This is a genomic window from Sphingobacterium sp. Ag1, assembly GCF_000988325.1.
GTDB lineage: Bacteria > Bacteroidota > Bacteroidia > Sphingobacteriales > Sphingobacteriaceae > Sphingobacterium.
The window spans coordinates 77,914-95,377 of record NZ_LBGU01000027.1 but is presented as its reverse complement, the minus strand read 5'-3'; the positions used below and the strand labels follow the sequence as shown (position 1 = coordinate 95,377).

Annotated in this window: 10 protein-coding genes and 1 tRNA gene; 4 read left to right on the top strand and 7 right to left on the bottom strand. The window is 41.0% G+C overall.

The window, feature by feature from the left end:
* Window position 1 precedes the first annotated feature (1 nt).
* Both AAW12_RS05635 and AAW12_RS05630 read left to right on the top strand, forming a co-directional pair.
* Window positions 2-1,807 carry a RagB/SusD family nutrient uptake outer membrane protein gene (locus AAW12_RS05635; protein WP_046672630.1) on the top strand — a complete coding sequence of 602 codons (1,806 nt, stop codon included), beginning with the start codon at window positions 2-4 and terminating at the stop codon, window positions 1,805-1,807.
* A 60-nt stretch (window positions 1,808-1,867) separates the two neighbouring features.
* On the top strand, window positions 1,868-4,249 hold the full coding sequence (locus tag AAW12_RS05630; RefSeq protein WP_084823089.1) for a PQQ-binding-like beta-propeller repeat protein: 2,382 nt from the start codon (window positions 1,868-1,870) through the stop codon (window positions 4,247-4,249).
* Between the two features lie 205 nt (window positions 4,250-4,454).
* Here the strand turns inward: AAW12_RS05630 and AAW12_RS05625 are convergent, their stop codons facing one another.
* The 3 genes from AAW12_RS05625 to AAW12_RS05615 all read right to left on the bottom strand — a co-directional run bounded on the left by AAW12_RS05625 (window position 4,455) and on the right by AAW12_RS05615 (window position 6,513).
* The gene (locus AAW12_RS05625; protein WP_046672629.1) at window positions 4,455-5,090 is read right to left on the bottom strand and encodes a carbonic anhydrase family protein; all 636 of its coding nucleotides are present in this window, start codon (window positions 5,088-5,090) and stop codon (window positions 4,455-4,457) included.
* Window positions 5,091-5,172: 82 nt separating this feature from the next.
* Window positions 5,173-6,159: a phosphotransferase gene (locus AAW12_RS05620; protein ID WP_046672628.1), complete on the bottom strand. Its 987-nt coding sequence runs from the start codon at window positions 6,157-6,159 to the stop codon at window positions 5,173-5,175.
* Window positions 6,160-6,441: 282 nt separating this feature from the next.
* Window positions 6,442-6,513 (bottom strand) — tRNA-Glu (locus tag AAW12_RS05615).
* A 140-nt stretch (window positions 6,514-6,653) separates the two neighbouring features.
* Here AAW12_RS05615 and AAW12_RS05610 point away from each other — a divergent pair.
* On the top strand, window positions 6,654-9,170 hold the full coding sequence (locus tag AAW12_RS05610; RefSeq protein WP_046672627.1) for a family 20 glycosylhydrolase: 2,517 nt from the start codon (window positions 6,654-6,656) through the stop codon (window positions 9,168-9,170).
* 187 nt (window positions 9,171-9,357) lie between these two features.
* On the opposite strand, the gene AAW12_RS05605 is transcribed toward AAW12_RS05610, so the two are convergent.
* The 3 genes from AAW12_RS05605 to AAW12_RS05595 all read right to left on the bottom strand — a co-directional run bounded on the left by AAW12_RS05605 (window position 9,358) and on the right by AAW12_RS05595 (window position 15,209).
* Window positions 9,358-11,847 carry a TonB-dependent receptor gene (locus AAW12_RS05605; RefSeq protein ID WP_084823088.1) on the bottom strand — a complete coding sequence of 830 codons (2,490 nt, stop codon included), beginning with the start codon at window positions 11,845-11,847 and terminating at the stop codon, window positions 9,358-9,360.
* Window positions 11,848-11,990: 143 nt separating this feature from the next.
* Complete coding sequence (gene nagB / locus AAW12_RS05600) at window positions 11,991-13,919, bottom strand: glucosamine-6-phosphate deaminase (protein ID WP_046672626.1); 1,929 nt, start codon at window positions 13,917-13,919, stop codon at window positions 11,991-11,993.
* A gap of 141 nt (window positions 13,920-14,060) precedes the next feature.
* Window positions 14,061-15,209, bottom strand: a complete 1,149-nt coding sequence (locus AAW12_RS05595) for a methionine aminotransferase (protein ID WP_046672625.1) — start codon at window positions 15,207-15,209, stop codon at window positions 14,061-14,063.
* Window positions 15,210-15,281: 72 nt separating this feature from the next.
* Between AAW12_RS05595 and AAW12_RS05590 the strand changes: the two genes are divergently transcribed.
* Window positions 15,282-15,965, top strand: coding sequence for a peroxiredoxin family protein (locus tag AAW12_RS05590; RefSeq protein WP_046672624.1), 684 nt, complete (start codon window positions 15,282-15,284; stop codon window positions 15,963-15,965).
* A 76-nt stretch (window positions 15,966-16,041) separates the two neighbouring features.
* Here the strand turns inward: AAW12_RS05590 and radA are convergent, their stop codons facing one another.
* Window positions 16,042-17,427 (bottom strand): DNA repair protein RadA, encoded by a 1,386-nt coding sequence (gene radA, locus AAW12_RS05585; RefSeq protein ID WP_046672623.1) that lies wholly within the window; start codon window positions 17,425-17,427, stop codon window positions 16,042-16,044.
* Between the last annotated feature and the right edge of the window lie 37 nt (window positions 17,428-17,464).

Genomic DNA, 17,464 nt, shown 5'->3' with positions numbered 1-17,464 from the left:
CATGAAAATATTTCACTATACTACACTAGCATTGTCTTTGTCACTACTGACAATAAGCTGTAATAAAGACTTTTTGGATCGTAGCAACAAGACTGCTGTGACAGACCAAAATTTCTTTAAAACGCCTGAAGATCTCAAAACCTATACCAATGGCTTTTATCGATTTATGGGCGCATCATATGACGACATCTTCTCAGATAATATCGGTGGATTCACAGGAAGCAGCTCAACCAACAATATGCTCCGTGGTACGCTAACACAAGGTAACGCATCTGGTTGGTCCGATGAATGGAAAAATTTACGCCGCATCAACTATATGATGGATCACCTTGGTACTGTAACCGGCGATCAGGCACAAATAGACCATTATGTTGGCATCGCCCGTTTCTTTCGTGCCTACATCTACTTTAATTTAGTGCGCGATTACAACAATGTTCCTTGGTATGACACGGCTTTGGGTGCTGAGGACGAAGCGATGTACAAGGACCAGGATTCGCGCGAGGTTGTTGTTAAACATATGATGGAGGATCTTGAATTTGCGGCAGCCCATATCAGAGAAGATAAAGTGGCCGGTAATTTCAAAGAACGTGTAACACAAGGCGCTGCATTAACACTGTTAGCTCGCATTGCCTTGCACGAAGGAACATTCCGTAAATACCACGAGGAGTTGAATTTACAAGCTACGGCAGATGAGTTCTTAAAAAGAGCAGCTTCAGCCTCTCAAGAAGTTATCAATTCTGGGAAATACAAAATTCATAACACCGGCGCCAAAGAAGTTGACTTTAGAACATTGTTCAGCAGCAACAATCTATCGTCGAATACAGAAGCGATTTTTATCCAAAAGAATGACCGTTCACTGGGTATAGCAAACAATTCACACACGGTATTGGACTGGCAATGGGCGTTAAGCGGAGAATTAATGGAAGAATTTCTAACAGCTGACGGGAAATCCTTTACATCAACTCCGGATTATAAAACGAAAACCTTTACGCAAATATTTCAGAACAGGGATCCTCGCCTGGCTGAAACCATTATGCCTGCCGGATTTAAGACTGACCCGAATAATCCTACGCCTTATTTAATAAAACCTAGTTTTGGCGGATATCTACAGATTAAGTTCTACCCTAGAGATCCTGCTCTTCGCGGCGGCTGGGTAGCAAACTACACCGATCTTCCTATTATGCGTTATGCTGAAGTATTGCTTATTAATGCCGAAGCTAAAGCCGAATTGGGCACGCTTACACAAGCTGATTTGGATGCCACCGTGAATGTTTTACGTGGGCGAGTCGGTGTACCAGCGTTACAGTTAGCAACAGCCAATGCACAGGTAGATCCTGTTCTTGCGGCACGCTATCCAAACGCTCAAGGAGCCAATAAAGGAGCCTTGTTAGAAATCCGTCGTGAGCGCCGTGTCGAGCTTGCCTGTGAAGGTTTCCGTTTCAACGATGTGCTCCGTTGGAAAACCGGCGACCTACTGGCGGTTGCGCCGCATGGAATCTACGTACCTGCATTAGGTGCCATGGACGTTACCGGTGATGGAAATCCGGATATTGCCATTCTTGAAAATGAGAAAGCAACAGGTCCAATCGACCAGTTACCAGATGCTGTAAAAACCAAACTCGTAAAATATTACCTCGATGGGGGCGCATTTTACCTCAGCAATGGTACTTCGGGATATATTATGATGACTGTTGACCAAAAAAATAAGCGGTCATTTGTCTCGCCAAAATACTATTACAAACCAATACCATTGGGACAAATAACATTGAATCCTAATCTAAAACAAGTTTTTGGATGGGATAAATAGTTAATAACCTTCACTTTTTGCTAGCTCTGAAACCGGAGCTAGCTTTTTTATTTAAACAACATGAAATTATTCCAATTACTTGCCTGCTGTCTTCTTCCAATTCCCGCCCTTTTTGCCCAACAACGCGTCGGTCGGGTTTATGAAGATCAGAATGCGAATAACCTGTTCGAACAGAACGAAAACCTGCTCGGTGGAATCACAGTATCCGATGGCTATGACGTGGTAAAAACCAATAGCGACGGAACGTATACGCTGCCCCATAATCCCAACGCCCGCTTTTTGTCTGTCACTGTCCCGAGTGGCTACAAGGCAACCAAAACACATTACATTCCATTGCGTGCGGATGTCAAAAATCTGGACTTCGCTTTAGTTAAAGATGCGGTTCAACAAAACGATTTTCTACGGTTTATCCAAATCACCGATACAGAAACACCTTTATACGGACCTTGGATTGATAATGTCAGAAACTACGCCAAACAACAGCGTGCAAGTCTGATCATGCATACCGGAGATATCTGCTATGAGCCAGGCATGCTTTTTCATGCCAAGCAGGTGAACAGTGAACTCATGGGCAGACCGACTTATTATACGGTCGGAAATCATGACCTTGTCAAAGGTGAATATGGCGAGAAGCTATTTGAAGATCTTTTTGGCCCGACCTATTACTCATTTGATGCAGGGCCCGCTCACTTCGTCGTTACGCCAATGCCAAATGGAGATTATAAACCTAGCTACACTGCTGATCAGATCATCGCCTGGCTCAAAAAAGATCTAGCTGCCATGGATAAATCCAAGCCGTTGATCTTTATAAACCATGACTTCTTTGTAGGTCCTGACTTTGTACTTAAAGGAGAAAAAGAACAGATTGATTTAAAACAATACAATCTTAAAGCTTGGTTCTATGGACACTGGCACAACAATTTTGTCTTCAAACAAAATGACGTCTATGTCGTCTGTTCCAATGCCCCTAACAAAGGTGGTATTGATAATTCCGCTGCACAGTTTGTTGTCGTTGATATTGACAAACAAGGTATCAAGAATATCAAGCCGATCTACACAAACTTACGTGACCACATCCAGTTGGTTCTGCCCGTGCTCAATCAGCCGTTAAATGCAGACCAAACAGTGCCTATACTGGTCAATGCCTACGATAGTGAGCGACAAATACAAGGCGTAGACCTCACGGTATACGCGTATGAGACCGGAAATCGCATAAGCTCGATTCCGTTGAAAGCCTCCGGAGATTGGACATGGCAAGCAAATGTCCCTTTCAAAAAACAAAATCATAAGGGACAATACGATGCACTTATCACCGTTCGCTACGAGAATGGCGAACAGACCTTAAAGAAAGAAACGTTTAACCTTGCGCCAGCAGAAAATGATAAGATTAAACTACAGTGGTCCACTTCAGTAAGCGGAAATATCTGGAAAACAAGCCCACTGGTTGTTGGCGACAAACTTTTTATAGCCACAATGGATGATGGTTTAGGAACCAATCACGCGATCAAAGCCCTAGATAAACAGAGTGGGAAAGTATTGTGGTCTCTGCCAACGATAAATTCCATTAAGCATAGATTGCGTTTCAGCGACGGCATATTATTGGCTACGGATGTTGAAACCAATGTTTATGCCATTGATGCAAATACAGGCAAAGTCCTCTGGACAAAGAAACCTTCGGCTCCAAGTCTCCCGACCTTTGTTTCTGGCGCTGCGCTTGACAACGGGATCTATTATACTGGATTAGGAAAACGAATGTCTGCGATTGATATCCATACGGGTAAACCGTTATGGGAAGGTGTAGAACCTTCAGGCGGAGAAGCTACTCCAGCAGAGCTATCGGTTGTCGGTCAGGTTCTTTTAGCTGGATACAACTGGAATGCACTTTGTGCTTATGATATCCACACCGGAAAACTTCTTTGGAAACGTCAGGAAGATGGTTTACGTTTTAGAACTGGTGGGGTAACCGCTCAAAATGATTACATCTATACGACCGGCCTCAATGGCATCTTTAAGATCGATCTAAAAACAGGAGAAATCGTACAAAAGAGCATTAAAACCGACGATTTTAAGGTAATGACCGCACCAAAAATCGGTGACAACCTTTTGGTTATGCCAACGTCCACCAACGGAATCAAGGCGTATGATCTACAGACTTTGGAAGAGAAGTGGCATTTTCCCACTGGAGAAGCGCTTGTCTATTCTTCGGCATACAGTAGTCCTGATAACCGTAAGCTGGTCGGCACAGTTGAATCGGCAGTTATTGAAGTCAAAGACAAGTTAGTGTTTGGTGCTTCAGACGGCTATGTCTATGTCCTTAATAAAGCGGGCAAACTCTTATCAAAATTCAACCTGGGTGCCCCTATATTTTCGGACATCACAGTGGATGGCAATTTGATGTATGTGGTTGATTTCACCGGAAATGTTTCGTGCTTTAAACTCTAGTAGCTCTAAATAAAACAAGCGCGGATCTAACTTTCATTTAAGTTAGATCCGCGCTTACTTTTTCTATTTTTACAAGCGAATGCACATTCCATTTCTGCTCGAGATTAACAAATCGTAGGACAGCTCTGTACCTCATCTTACCTAAAGTCAGCTACGGTTCCCAGTCTTTTATAACCGACAAAACATGTGCGTCAGTTTCTACAACTTACAACCAACTTACGCTACCAGTTTCAACGTCATAGTTCGCTCCGACAATCTTAATTTTACCCTCTTCTTCAAGTTTACGGAGCGTTGAACTCTGTCTGCGAATGTCACGGATCGCATGTTTAATGTTCTGTTGATTTAGCTTTTCAAGCAGCACACTATTTTTAGAAGAACGTTCTTCCCCCTGCTCGATCACTTCATTGATGATCGGATCAAAATGATTAATCAAATGATTTAGGTTGTCCATTCCCATGCCCTCGATCTGCGCAGCATCCAATCCTCCTTTTAATGCCCCACATTTGGTATGCCCCAAAACGACAACAAGCTTAGAACCAGCTACATTGCAACCAAACTCCATCGAACCCAAAATATCCTGATTGACAAAATTTCCGGCAATCCGGATGCTGAAGATATCACCCAATCCCTGATCAAATATAAGCTCCGCTGAGGTGCGGCTATCGATGCAGCTTAGCACTACCGCAAATGGCCACTGCCCTTCACGCGTAGCGTTCACCTGTTCGAGTAGATCGCGGTTAGCTTTCAGGTTATTAACAAAACGCTGGTTTCCTTCTTTCAAAAAGTCCAGTGCCTTCTGTGGTGTAATTGTTGATTGTGTTTCGTACGTATGTGCCTTCATAAAATTATATTATTTGGAATATTAAAGGTAAAATTAATACGTTACATTTATATTACCAACAAGACAAAATACGTGTAATAGCTTACATAGCCCCAGTGACTTCGTTGTTTGTGTAATAATCCATCCAAGCTTTAATTCTTCCGACAAACATTTTAAGATAATTTTCTGTCAAAAATATGTTGGACCAATCAAATCTCTGTGCCTGTACTCCAAGATAAAAAACAAAAATAGCAGCGCCTGCTTTTGGTATTAACCTGAGCTCTTTTTCAGATAAAGGTCTATTACTTTGGTATCCACGCAGGAAACTTTGGATTTTTAATTCATACTGCTCTTTATCTGATTCTATGAAAAACAGCTGTTTGCAGAAATATCCAACGTCTAAAATTTGCCATCCATTTCCACAAAAGTCAAAGTCAAAAATGGTAATCTCATGCTCGTCTGTAACGGCCATATTATCATACCAGATATCCATATGTATAATTCCGGTTTTTGTATTATCAAAATCTGAATTTTGAAAATTTCTGCCAAACCCCTCGATGAATTCCATTTCTGGCAACTTGTCTGAAAAGAATTGTTGTAAATACGCATAAGGTAGTTCTATAAGAGACTTCTTATTGTAAGACACACGGTTAATATTCTTGTTTTCGGTATAGTTGTGGATATTTGCCATTAGAGAACCTATCCTAAAACACGTTTCGATGTCCATAAATCGAATTTTCTCCCCTTGAGCAAAGGAAAAAAGTACAACGTATCTGATTCCTTCAGGCGCATTTATTTCTTGAATGAACCCTCCGTCTTTATCTTCAATTGGAAAAGAAACACTTAAATTATTCTTCTTCAATGATTTCAAAAGTTCAAGTTCTTCAATAATTTCGGATTTTGACCGCCAATTATGACTATAAACGCGCAAAACGTATTTCGTTTCGGTGTTGGAAAGAAAATACGTGTGATTCATTCCTGTTCTGAATAAGGAACATTGGTATTTGTCGTCTAGGCCATATCTATTTATCACAAAATCGCCTAATTGTTTGGCAGAAAGAGTAGATGCTATAACAGGAAATGTTGTCATTTTTTTTTTAAATTTATGATTTCGTTGATGAAGGTTGTTTTTTCGAATACATACGAGCCCCGGCCATTTCCCTTTTTCAATTCTTTTAGGCTCTTTTTTATTTTAGTTATTTCTGGAATTATTAATCGAATCAAGGCTTTAAGCGAATCCTGTATTCCCCTACAACTTTTGTTTATGGCCCACTTCGTTTCTTGAAAGTTCCTATTGGTTTTGTAGATACTAAGACAAAAAAAGCTTGCAATATGAATTGCAAGCTTTTTTAAATTTTAATCTTTCGATCTGTAGCCCGTAGGGGAATCGAACCCCTGTTTCAAGAATGAAAATCTTGCGTCCTAACCCCTAGACGAACGGGCCGTTTTCTGTTTCGGTGTGCAAATATAGAAATATTTATAAATCTGTCAAAATTTTTATCTTTTTTTTATTCATTTTTTTTGAAATAGATCATAAAACCCTCTAAAATAGCTATATTTAAAGTCATTGAAAAAGTAACCAACATGACTAATTTAAAAAAAATCAAAAAACCGCTACTCTATGCCGGACTAGGCTTGGCTTTGTTAAGCCAGGAAGCCTATGCTCAGAAATCGAGTGCAATCGCAGATCAACTGCAACTCACCTGGAAGGTCAAAGACGGAGAGAATATCCGTAAAAATCCGGTATCCACCCTAATTTTAAAAAACAAGGGAAAAAGTGCTGTTCAACTCAACGACTGGAGCCTTTGGTTTAATTTTATCCGATCTATCGACCCCGATAAGGTCGACAAACGTTTTGCGATAGACCACCGAAACGGGGATCTCTTTCAGGTTAGCTTTAAGAAAAATAACTTTTCATTAAATGCGCAAGATACGGTCCACATCGATTTTATCACAACCGGACTGGTCAATTATACGGATGGGCCAATTGGTCTATACCTAAAAAATAATAAGACAGGGCTTGCAACAAATATTTCGGATTATTCTGCTGTTAAAATCGCTCCCCAGTCGGACGCTGAAAAAACAGATTACTTTGCTTATAAATACGACCAAAACAAGCTTGTAGAGGGGACAGCAGCACAACATATCATTCCCTTACCAAGTAATATCAGCATCAATACTAACGAGAAATTCAATCTATCGACAAGTACAAAACTTTTTGTCGATAAGGATTTTGCGAGCGAATCGGACTTTCTGACAAACTTTTTTTCAGCATATTCAGGTATTAAGCTAACGGCTTCATCTAGCCCTCAGGGTGGCATCGAGATTGTCAAAGCAAATAACTTAAAGCCAGAATCCTATCACTTGACGATTGATGCGAAAGGTATACGAATAGAAGCTTCCGATAAAGCCGGTGCATTTTATGCCATACAATCTTTAAAATCGCTGATCAATCACAGTCAATGGAATAAAGCCACAAAATCAATCGCTTTGCCATACGGTAACATTGAAGATAGTCCACGCTATGGCTACCGTGGATTTATGCTGGATGCTGCCCGTAATTTCCATAGCAAAGCCGAGGTTTTAAGAATATTGGATCTCATGGCTTCTTACAAGTTGAACAAATTCCATTTCCACTTCATTGACGACGAAGGTTGGCGATTGGAAATTCCTTCGCTACCTGAATTAACGGCTATCGGAGCCAATCGTTCGGCTAATTTTGAGGATGGAAAAGCGATACAGTCTGCTTATGGTTCTGGAGCGACCACCAAATCGCATCAATTCTACAGTGTTGCTGACTATATTGAAATTTTAAAATATGCACAGGCAAGACATATCGATGTCATACCCGAAGTAGAAACTCCTGGTCATGCGCGTGCAGCGATTAAAGCAATGCGGGCGCGTTTTGCGCATTATTCAAAACTTGGCGATAAACAGAAGGCAGAGGAATTCTTGCTGGACGATGCTGAGGACAAGTCCGTTTACAACTCTGCACAAAACTGGAATGACAATGTCATGAACCCTGCCCTACCTTCAACCTATCACTTCCTGAGCAAGGTGATCGATGAAATCAAAGCAATACATGATCAAGCTGGAGTTCCGTTGAAAATTATCGATCTGGGAGGCGACGAAACGCCAAGTGGTGTTTGGGAGAAATCGCCCAAGGTATTGGCCTTTATGAAGGAGAATAATATCGCCAATGTACTCGATGTATGGCCACTGTATATTGCCAAAATTAATACCCTTGTTCAAGAAAAAGGATTGACGATGTCGGGATGGGAAGAAATGGGTATGCGCAATAAAGGAAAAGGCATGGTTGTAAATGCCGATCTGGGAAAATCCGGCATCCATTTGAATGTATGGAACAATCTCCCTGGCCAAGGACAGGAAGACCTCGCTTATCGATTGGCAAATGCTGGTTATAAAGTTGTTTACACGAGTGCGGCAAACAACTACCTCGATATGTCTTGGGACCGTGACTTTGCAGATCCAGGACACAGCTGGGTAGGCACGGTTAATCTGAATAGAACCTATTCGTTCTCTCCTGAAAATTTCTTCATCAATCTACGCAAGGATGATACTGGAAAAGATCTTAAACCAGAGGCTTACACCAATAAAGAACAGCTTACAGCCGAAGGGAAGAAAAATCTCCTTGGTATTAAAGGTGCTTTATGGGCAGAAAAGGTATCCACTGACCAACGTCTTGAGGAAATGATATTCCCACGTTTGATAGCGATTGCTGATCGCGCGTGGGCGCCCGAACAAACCTGGGAAAAAGGAAATTCTTTTGACGAGACCACTTATCGCAAATCGTATACCGCCTTTATCAAAAAATTAGGTGAGGATGAATTGAGAAAACTGGATAGGGTAAATGGGGGCTATACCTATCGACTTCCAAAAATTGGGATCAAGAAAGAGGGCAGCCAACTCCTTATCAACACCGATTATCCCGGTTTCAAAGTCTATTATAGCGATAATGGAAGTACGCCAACATTGAAATCAAAAGTGGTTAACGGTCCGATACCTTTCCAGAACGGAAAAAAATACTTATTTAAAGTATTTGATGCCAAAGGACGGTCAGGTGATGTAATCAGCTATTAATTCATCGGGATTCATCATGGTGAACGCTATTGGTGTCGATAACGCAAAAAAAAGCTGCCTAAAATAACATCAGTCGATCCAGCGTCCACTAGATGAAAGGATACTTAAGCTGATAAAAGAAAATAGCATAAAAATAGGGCTGTCCAACTTCTTTGGACAGCCCTTCTGTTTATATAGACTTATATCTTTAAAACTTATAACTCAATGCAACCGCAGCATTTCTTGGATCAATCTGATTAATAAAACCACCGCGGAAGTATGAATTCAATCCGATCTCATTGGTGATATTATTTACGAAGACTTTCGCATCAAATTTGCGCCATTTGTATCCCACCTGCGCATTTAATGTGGTATATGCTGGCATATTGAAAGGTTCTGTACCATAATATTCGCCGTGCCCATTTGGGGTTAAGCTATATTCATTGACAGGTCGGTCTCCAACATAATAAACTCCGGCACTTAAGCTCAGGTTCCGAAGAGCTCCTTGATTAAATACATATTGTATCCATGCATTTGCCGTATGTTTTGGCGCATTCATCGGTGCCGATCCATCCATATAAGATGGTGAATTTTTATAACGTGCGTCTAAATACGCATAGCCCAACATCACAGTCAAATTTTCCAATACACGACCGTTCAACTCTGCCTCAATACCGTCGCGCACCAAATCCCCGGCCTTAAAGTATAATCCTGTGGCGACATTCGTGCCTGGTGTATACTCCGCATTCGTCAAGTTTGAGGTATAAATATGGAAATAGGTTAAATTGAAACGTAAACGATTATTCAGCCAATCGGATTTAATTCCACCCTCAAATTGTTCGGTTTTAGAAGCACCTGCCGCTGTACCATCTGTTAAAGGATTCGCAGCATTCCTTAAATTCGTTGAGTTTGTATAAGATCCAAATACATTGAAATTTTCAAATGGCGTAACAATCACTCCCGCCATTGGATTCCAAGCCGACTCCCTTTTATTACCGTTTGATGTAAAATCCTTTGTTGTAATTTCGGAATAACGTAAACCTAATACAGCCTTAATGTATTTGTTAAATTCAATAACGTCTTGCCCCATAAATCCTATAGAAGAATAATAACTCCGTACAGGAGTTCCTGCTGTATAGGCAATTTGCTTTCCTTTCCGCTGGTTACCCAACGAATCGACGTATACCACTTCCGAAAGATCATTCACCCAATCACCATGGATATCAATAATATCAATTACATTGCTATTTTGATCGGCTTTTTTCAAAAGAACATTTTTCTCCAGTGGACTTAATTTTCCGGCAAAAGAAGTTGTTGTTGCATCAGCAATACGATAGTCCACCCCTGCCTGAACCAAATGTTTTACCTTACCCGTATAAAGATCTTTTCCGATCAAGTCAAACTGAAACGTTTTATTCTTGTCATCGCGCAGGCTCTTGCTCATTGAGCGCGAGAAGGTATTATATTGTTTTGCATCATCTTTAATCAATGAGGAAGATGATGATTGGTTATCAACCTGATAAGATGACGTTGCAATAGAAGCTCGGATGCTCCAGCGATCAGTCAGTTCATGATTGATCTGCGCCATAAAGCTCTTCATCTCTGTATTATTATTATCGGAATTGAAGCCCAAAAACTTATTGTTCGGGATAACATATAGCGCATTCACCCCCTGTGAAGGATTTAAATTGACAGCGGAATTAACCGGCGTGCGATTATCATTAAAATAATCACCCTCCAAAGTAATTGTCGTCTTATCCGTTGGTTTCCAAGCTAACGATGGATTTAAATAAACACGGTTAGAGGATACACTTTTACGGTAGCTATCACTACGTTCATACGCTCCATCCATTCGAAAAGCAACGGTCTGTTTTTTATCCAGTACCGTTTGGAAATCAAAGGTTGGGCGGAATTGTCCCCAGCTTCCTGCACGGACACCCACCTCACCGGAATTCGTGAAATTAGGGGTTTTAGTGACCACATTGATTACCCCACCAGCATTACCAATATCGGTAATAACCCCCTGTGTAACGGCAGCAGACCCTTTAATCATTTGAATAGACTCCACACCTTGCATATCAACAACTCCAGACGCCGTCTGAAATTGAGAGTCCATCCGCACGCCATTCTTCAATACAGGTACCCCTCTGAACCCACGGGTTGACAAAGATTCTTTAACACCCCCATAAGAACCAAACAAGGTTACACCGGGAATATTTCTTACAGCATCCGTCAAAGTAAGAATACCCTGATCTTGAATTACCTTATTGGAAATGACAGAAATACTCTGAATTTGATCCGAAGGTTTTAATGGCATACGTGTAATCATCTCCAAGCCTTTTGGCTTTTTGTTACGTTCACCAAACACTTCTACCTCATCAATGGCCTGCTCATTGCTCACTAGCGTAATGGGATCAATAATCACTTCAGGGCTTTTTGTGCTAAAAACATAATCGATAACGGTTGTTTGGTAGCCCATGTAGGTGAATTTAATCACCGTATTTTGGTCGATGCCATGCAGTCTAAAATGACCTCTATGGTCCGTACGTACTTTTTTATCTCCGATTGAAACGGTTACTGAACTTAAAGGATTATTTTGTGTATCGACGACTTTACCTTTGACGATTCCCGAAGTTTGACCATATACTGCACCTCCGATTAAAAATGTAGAAGCAAGAGCTAGTAAGTGTTTGTCCATGTTAATAATTTTGGGTAATTATTTTTAATTATTCTAAATAACAAAGCAAAGGTATAAAAAATAAACTATTTAGAATGATTAAAAATAAAAAAGTCCTGAACCAACTCAGGCTCAGGACTTTTTTATTTATTTAGACAATTATTTTAGTCAAATTTCCATCTTACGAACGCTTCGATAGCTTCATAGTTTGCCAAACCTAATTGGTCATATAAAGCTGCGGTTTCGCTTGTACGGTCTTCAGCACGCACCCAGAATTCACGTGGATCATCTCCAGGGAATACAGGCAAATCTTTTTGAGACTGGTGTTTAAAGATGGCTAAACGTTTGCGATAAACTTCTTGTGGCGATAAAGGAACGGCCATTTGGATCTCGTGGATAGGATATTCATGCCATGCTCCACGGTATAACCATAACCAACAATCTTTGGTCCACTCATCCGTTTTACTCAATCTGTTTAGTGCTTCAAACAGAATGTCGAAACATACTTTATGTGTACCGTGTGGGTCAGCAAAGTCACCCGCAGCAAATACCTGATGTGGTTTTACGTGGCGCAACAATTCCATTGTTTGTTGAATATCATCTTCAAAAGATACATTTTTTGAAAACTTCTGTCTATCATAGAACGGTAGATCTTGGAAATGGATATTCTCATCTGGCAAACCTACCAAACGAGCTCCTGCGATCGCCTCACCCTTACGGATTAATGCTTTGATTTTACGGACAAGTTCAGTATCGATCTGATTTGGTTTTTTTGTTGCAAAAATTGCTCTTTCCTCATCATAAATGCGGCCGATCTGAGAAGCTTCTGCCTCTGCCCCAATTTGTTTAGCAAGATCTTCAGCAAACTCCAGATAACGTACCACATCATCATCCCAAACAGCTGTATTACCACAAGTTTGGTAAGCAACATGGACATTGTGTCCTTGATCTGCCAGGCGAATAAATGTACCGCCCATTGAGATGACATCATCATCAGGGTGTGGAGAAAATACAATCACATTTTTCTTCGCTGGATTGGCACGCTCAGGACGTTGTGAATCGTCAACATTGGGTTTACCCCCTGGCCATCCCGTGATCGTATGTTGAAGTTCGTTAAATATACGGATGTTAATATTATATGCTGGACCGGTCTCTGTAACCAACTTGGCCATCCCGTGCGCATTATAATCCTCGTCGGTAAGTTTCAGGATTGGTTTTTTGATCTCTAAAGCCAACCAAACGACTGCTTTTTTAATTAACGAAGGTGTCCAGGTAACATCTTCTGCCAACCAAGGAAGATCAAAACGTGTCAATAATGAAGCTGCCGCTTCATCAAGGATAAATTCAACGTTGTCCGATAACTGAAGATAAGTTGCAGGTATCTCTGCGGAGATTTCTCCTTCAACTGCTTTTTTAATGATCTCGGCCTTTGTCTCGGTCCAAGCCATTAAAATAATTTCTCTCGCTTTGAAAATTGTACCTACGCCCATGGTAATCGCTTTTGTTGGTACATTCTCTTTTCCACCAAAAGCACGGGAAGCATCGCGACGAGTCAAATCGTCCAACGTTACGACACGTGTACCTGAGTTAGGTGCAGAACCTGGCTCATTGAAACCGATATGGCCGGTACGGCCAATACCTAATAATTGAATATCTAAACCTCCTGCTGCTGTAATCTTCTGTTCGTAAGCCTCACAGAATGCATTTACTTGGTCAGGAGCTAAGGTACCATCTGGAATATTTACATTAGCCGCATCAATATCTACGTGATCGAACAAGTTTTTGTTCATAAAGGTCACATAACTCTGATCGGCATCAGGTTGCATAGGGTAGTATTCGTCAAGATTGAAGGTAATCACGTTCTTAAAGCTTAAACCTTCTTCTTTATGCAAACGAATCAATTCTTGATAGACTTTTACCGGAGTGGCACCGGTAGCAAGGCCCAGAACAGCTTTCTCACCTTTCTCTTGCTTTGCACGAATAATTTCAGCAATACGATTTGCAACGTTTTTCGAAGCTGAATTTTGATCTGGATAGACGCTCACAGGGACTTTTTCGAAGCGTGTTTCTTCCAATAAATTTAATCTAGCCATTTTATGGGTATGTTGATAAACGTGAATTACAAATTTATAAAATTAGTACCTCAAGTTGAAGTAAAATTTTAATAAAGTGGTTCTTTCTTAGCGATATTTTAAATAAAACCTTTTAGCTATTCTTTTACCTCAATAATACAGCTATACCTTATTCAGAATCTCGACAGCTTTTAATAGCGTTTCATCCTTTTTAGCAAAACAAACCCGCAAAACTTGTTGATTTGTAGCTTCTTTATAGAACGCTGAAAGTGGGATGGTTGCAATTTTGTGCTGCCTGGTTAACGAACAAGCAAATTCAAATTCCTTCTCCTGACTGATAGCACTGTAATCGATATTCAGGAAATAAGTTCCCTCGCAGGGAAGAATCTTAAACCGGGATACCTTTAATCCGTCTTTCAATAGGTTTCTTTTTCGCTCAAAAAATTCCGATAGACCTTTGACATAGCTTATATCCTCCAAATATTCCGCGATAGCGAATTGCATGGGTGTATTTACGCTAAATACATTGAATTGATGTACTTTTCTAAATTCCTGCATTAATTGTGGCGGAGCAATGCAATAACCAATCTTCCAACCCGTGGTATGCAATAGCTTTCCAAAGGAAGCAACAACAAAACTTCGCTCGCGTAAGGAGGGTATTTCCAATACCGATTGGGGCGAGACACCATCGAAAACGATATGCTCGTACACTTCATCGCTCAACAAGAGTGCGTTGGTACCTGCCAACAAGTCTCCAAGTTTAATTAACTCTTCTTTACCCAGCACTTTGCCTGTTGGATTATTCGGATTATTAATGATGATTAAGCGGGTTCTGGAATTAATTAACGTAGCGACGTAATCCCAGTCAATCTGAAAATCAGGTGCCATTAATCGTACAGGAACAACTTTACCGCCAAACAATTCGATAGTCGGCGCATAACAGTCGTATGCCGGTTCAAAGATAATAACCTCATCTTGCGGTCTAACGACTGCGGCAATAGCTGTAAAAATTGCTTGGGTACCACCTGATGTCACAGTAAGCTCCGCTGTTGCATCGACCGCCACGTTATAAACTTCCCGGTATTTTTTGGAGATCGTATCGCGTAATGTCTGTGCTCCGATCATTGGCGCGTATTGGTTATGTCCCGTTTCCATTGCCTTAGAAACCAATTCCACCAACTTCGGATCGGTCTCAAAGTCAGGAAAACCTTGCGACAGATTTAAAGCGTGCTGCTCATTCGCAAGCATCGTCATTTTAGTAAAGATCGTCGTACCGACATGTGGAAGTTTAGAAGTTAGGTTAAAGTTCATTTTTTGACATTTTATTAATCTACTAAATTAGTGGATTTTCCTATATTTGTAAATATATATAAGAATAATAAGATGATAAAATACATCACACTACTTTTTTTAATTCTGCCATTCATTGGTTCTGCACAAAAAAAGGAACTTACCAAAGAGGAGTATATTGCCCGCGTTAAGGCTGCTCCGGATTCTATCTCGACATTGGTTGACTTGCGTAGAGTTGGCGGATATGACCCGGTTTATCCCGAGCTTCAGGCGCTTTATAATACGTTGAGTAAAAATGTCAAGAATTCAAGTGAAGGGAAAGAGTTCCAAGACTATTTAAATACCTTGGAAACGGTTCAAATTGGAAAAATAGCGCCAGCGTTTACGCAAAATGACACCACTGGAAATCCTGTAAAACTTTCGGACTTTAAAGGAAAATATGTGCTTCTTGATTTTTGGGCATCTTGGTGCCCCGATTGCCGTGTCGAAAGCCCGGATCTTGTCAAAACATACCAACAATTTAAAGGTGAAAACTTCGAAATATTGGGTATATCCTTTGATAAGGATCGCAATTCTTGGATCAAAGCCATCCATGCAGATAAATTGCACTGGCGTCATGTTTCGGATCTTAAACGTTGGCAAAATGATGTCGGAACCTTATACGGCGTAAAATCTATCCCGCAGAATGTTCTGATCGATCCCAACGGGAAAATTGTCGCGAAGAACTTACATGGTGATGCTTTACGTGCAAAATTGAAAGAAGTATTGAAAAAGTAAACGATAGGCAATACATAAAAAGACCATGCTTTAAGAAAGCATGGTCTTTTTATTTGTATACTCCTCTTTTAATCCGCTAGCCAAACAGGGCACTGAAGATGTCCTCCAATTTAGCAACCGGACGGATGGCGATATTATATTTTTTAGCGTCCAATCCTTTGGTATTGAATTTAGAAATAAAAATACCATCAAAGCCAAGCTTCTCAGCCTCCTGTATCCGCTGTTCTATACGATTTACGGCTCTGATCTCGCCCGATAAACCAATCTCACCTGCGAAAGTCACATTAGAGCGAATCGCGATGTCCTGTTGTGAAGAAATAATTGCAACAACGACAGCCAAATCGATCGCAGGATCTTCAACACGCAACCCACCGGCAATATTCAAAAATACATCTTGTGCGCTTAACCTAAAACCAAAGCGTTTCTCTAAAACAGCCAACAGCATATTTAATCGCTTCGTGTCGTAACCTGTGGAAGAGCGCTGTGCATTTCCAAATGCCGTATTACTCACCAGCGCCTGCACTTCAATCATTATAGGGCGCATTCCTTCGAGCATCGCCGCAATGGAAACCCCACTGACAGGTTCATCGCGTTGGGAAATCATAATCTCCGAAGGATTCGACACTTCCCGCAGCCCCGACCCCTGCATTTCATAAATACCGAGTTCTGAAGCCGATCCAAAGCGATTTTTTACGGCCCGTAAAATTCGGTAGACGTGGTGGCGATCACCTTCGAATTGAAGCACCGTATCCACCATATGTTCTAAAACCTTGGGACCTGCGATAGACCCGTCCTTGGTAATATGCCCAACAATAAAAACTGGTGTACTCGTTTCCTTTGCAAACCGAAGCAACTCTGCGGTACATTCGCGTACCTGAGAAACCGATCCTGGCGCCGATTCAATTTGTGAGGAATGTAAAGTCTGTATAGAATCTATGACAATAACATTGGGCTGTACCGTCTCGATCTGCTTGAAAATATTTTGAGTAGATGTTTCGGTAAGAATATAACAATTTGCTTTGGATGATTGTGACAATCGTTCTGCCCGCATCTTAATTTGCTGTTCGCTTTCTTCCCCAGAAATATAAAGTGTCTTGACTTGTGGGATCGATAAAGCGAGCTGTAACATCAACGTAGACTTCCCAATACCCGGTTCGCCTCCGATAAGTACCAATGACCCCGGAACAATACCGCCGCCAAGAACCCGGTTGAACTCCTGATCAGGAGTCAATATCCGTAATTCATCCTGATAGACAATTTCGTGGATGATCGCAGCTTTATTCGCTCTCTTTGTGCTTCCTCCTGTGGTAGAACTACGCCATTCAGGCACTTTTGAACTCGACTTTTCGACGACTTCCTCAACAAAACTATTCCATTGCTTGCATGAAGGGCATTGCCCCATCCATTTGGGAGACTCGTAGCCACAGTTTTGACAGAAGTATGCAGATTTTGATTTTGCCATACTACGAAATTACAAATTTATAGCGGTTAAAAGCGTA

Bases quoted from the DNA above. Each gene is read 5' to 3' on its own strand.
- AAW12_RS05635 (WP_046672630.1), top strand. From the start codon at position 2: ATGAAAATATTTCACTATACTACACTAGCATTGTCTTTGTCACTACTG.
- AAW12_RS05630 (WP_084823089.1), top strand. From the start codon at position 1,868: ATGAAATTATTCCAATTACTTGCCTGCTGTCTTCTTCCAATTCCCGCC.
- AAW12_RS05625 (WP_046672629.1), bottom strand. From the start codon at position 5,090: ATGAAGGCACATACGTACGAAACACAATCAACAATTACACCACAGAAG.
- AAW12_RS05620 (WP_046672628.1), bottom strand. From the start codon at position 6,159: ATGACAACATTTCCTGTTATAGCATCTACTCTTTCTGCCAAACAATTA.
- AAW12_RS05610 (WP_046672627.1), top strand. From the start codon at position 6,654: ATGACTAATTTAAAAAAAATCAAAAAACCGCTACTCTATGCCGGACTA.
- AAW12_RS05605 (WP_084823088.1), bottom strand. From the start codon at position 11,847: ATGGACAAACACTTACTAGCTCTTGCTTCTACATTTTTAATCGGAGGT.
- nagB (WP_046672626.1), bottom strand. From the start codon at position 13,919: ATGGCTAGATTAAATTTATTGGAAGAAACACGCTTCGAAAAAGTCCCT.
- AAW12_RS05595 (WP_046672625.1), bottom strand. From the start codon at position 15,209: ATGAACTTTAACCTAACTTCTAAACTTCCACATGTCGGTACGACGATC.
- AAW12_RS05590 (WP_046672624.1), top strand. From the start codon at position 15,282: ATGATAAAATACATCACACTACTTTTTTTAATTCTGCCATTCATTGGT.
- radA (WP_046672623.1), bottom strand. From the start codon at position 17,427: ATGGCAAAATCAAAATCTGCATACTTCTGTCAAAACTGTGGCTACGAG.